2 protein-coding genes and 1 pseudogene are annotated in these 2,048 nt (G+C 50.4%); 1 reads left to right on the top strand and 2 read right to left on the bottom strand.

Annotation, left to right across the window (positions count from 1 at the left end):
• Nucleotides 1-33: 33 nt before the first annotated feature.
• Nucleotides 34-285, bottom strand: a complete 252-nt coding sequence (gene spoIIID / locus HMPREF0372_RS00005; RefSeq protein ID WP_007487770.1) for a sporulation transcriptional regulator SpoIIID — start codon at nucleotides 283-285, stop codon at nucleotides 34-36.
• Between the two features lie 73 nt (nucleotides 286-358).
• Entirely contained in the window at nucleotides 359-1,399 is a 1,041-nt protein-coding gene (locus HMPREF0372_RS00010) for a LacI family DNA-binding transcriptional regulator (RefSeq protein ID WP_007487771.1), read from the bottom strand.
• A 366-nt stretch (nucleotides 1,400-1,765) separates the two neighbouring features.
• On the opposite strand from HMPREF0372_RS00010, the pseudogene HMPREF0372_RS00015 reads away from it, so the two are divergent.
• Nucleotides 1,766-2,048 (top strand): annotated as a pseudogene (locus HMPREF0372_RS00015) (lactate racemase domain-containing protein); the annotation flags it as partial.

The following is a 2,048-nucleotide window of genomic DNA, read 5'->3' on the forward strand; positions in this document are numbered from 1 at the left end:
AGCGGCGCACGGATACCCGTGCGCCGCTGCTTTTTAGGTGACTCCCCGGTACTTTTTGCGGGTTGCGATACCGCCCCGGATATGCCGTTCCGCTTTATTTTCGTCCAGCACCTGCTTGACCTGGAGGTAAAGAGGCTTGTTAAAGGCGGGCAGACGCTCGCTTAGGTCCTTGTGGACCGTGGATTTGCTGATGCCGAACCTCTGGGCCGCGCTGCGCACCGTCGCTTTGTTCTCTATGATGTAAAGCGCCAGCTGGCAGGCGCGCTCCTCGATGTTCCCTTTCAAACAGCAACACTCCCCGCAATGATTCTCACGGGGCATGTATATGCGTCGGAGCGGGGAGATATGTTGCGCGCAGTTACGTCTGCATGTTTCCGGAAGGTCTGGCGCAGGGCATGCAACTGGCGCGTTCGACGATATGGTAGGGCAAGCTAATTTTAACGGGCAGTTGGTGACCGCCATTGATTCGGTCGGCTAGGGTACGGACTGCCATCTTGCCCATTTCATCCAAAGGGACGTGTATGCTGCTTATTTTGGGCTGGACATAGCGAACGTTTGGAATGTCGTTAATTCCAATAATGGAAATTTCGTCAGGAACCTGAACGCCCAACTCCTTGCAGGCCCGAAGCGCGCCGATAGCGGTCATATCATTGGCGCAGATGACGGCTGTAATGTTGCGGTTCTGGCTGAGAAGCTGCTTCATACCCTGAAGACCGCCGTCCATGGAGAGCGTATTGATTTGAACCAGATGCTCCGGACAAGGGGGCAGGCCGCATAGGCGGAGCCCTTCTAAATAGCCGCGGTAGCGTCCCTCCTGCTCTGCTCCAATAAAAGCGATATTCCGATGATTCCGGTCATAAAAATAGCGTACGGTATCCCGAACGGCAAAAAAACAATCACAGAGTACCTGGTCACATTCAGCCTCCAGATTATTGAGGCCAACATAGACAATATTGCGGAATCGTTTTTTCATGGAGGTGAGGAGCGAGGGCTGAAACCGTCCCACAATGATCAGGTTATCTGAGTCGCAGCCCCCGGACTGGCGTGCTGCCGCCGGAGTTTGAAATTCCAGCATGGAATAGGTGTATTTCAGTACAAAGTTGCTTTGAAATGCTTCCTGCTCAATACTGGAGATAATGCGGGGGAAAAAGGGGTCATCCCGTACCTCCCCGGGGGAACAGGCAATTAATCCGTAGATAGACTGCATAACCGGGGTGGGCTGTAAAGCATGCCGGAGCTCGCGTGCGACTGGATTGGGGACATACCCGGTTTTTCGAACAATGTTCCAGATGCGCTCCTGTACCTGAGCGCTGGCCGCTTTGGTGTTTGGCTGGTTTAAAACACGGGAGACAGTGGAGATGGAAACGCCCGCTTCTTTCGCAATTTCTTTGAGTGTCATGATATGCCTCCCTGTTTGAATAATTTGTTATTATTTTAACACAAATTTTGAGTAAAACAAGAGATACACTTAAGAAATTTTATGAACTCTCGTGCCAAGTGGCAAGATATTTGTAAAATTTTTTACATTATGTGCAATATGTAAAAGGTATACTACTCTATATTGTATTAAATCAATAAAATTAGCACAAAAAACAATCGATTGCTTAAAGATGGGTGCCAAAGTTTGAGTAATATTGTTGAAGTTAATAATATGGTGTGTTAATATCTTGGTGTAATTTAGTAATATTATATAGTGATAAAAAGTATTAGGAATAAACTTAACTTTTCTTAAAGCAAATTTGCGTAAATTAGAAGAGGTGATTTTGTGAAACTGGAATTTGAGTATGGGCAGGGCCTGGTGGGCGCGGAGCTGCCCGACAGCACGGACATCTTCATCCCCGGGGAGACCGTGGCCGATCCGCCCTGTCTGCCCCAGGACTGGGACAGCCTGTACGCCGCCACCCTGGAGTCCATCCGCAACCCCATCGGCATGCCCCCGCTGAAGGAGCTGGCCGGGCCGGGCAAGTCGGTGGTCATCGTCATTCCAGACATCGTCAAGGGGGGCAACCAGCCTACCAGCCACCGGAAGGTGGCCATCCGTGCCTGCC

Source organism: Flavonifractor plautii ATCC 29863, from assembly GCF_000239295.1.
GTDB classification, from domain to species: Bacteria; Bacillota; Clostridia; order Oscillospirales; family Oscillospiraceae; genus Flavonifractor; species Flavonifractor plautii.

Coding starts and splice junctions, on each gene's coding strand:
- HMPREF0372_RS00010 (WP_007487771.1), bottom strand. CDS start 1,399: ATGACACTCAAAGAAATTGCGAAAGAAGCGGGCGTTTCCATCTCCACT.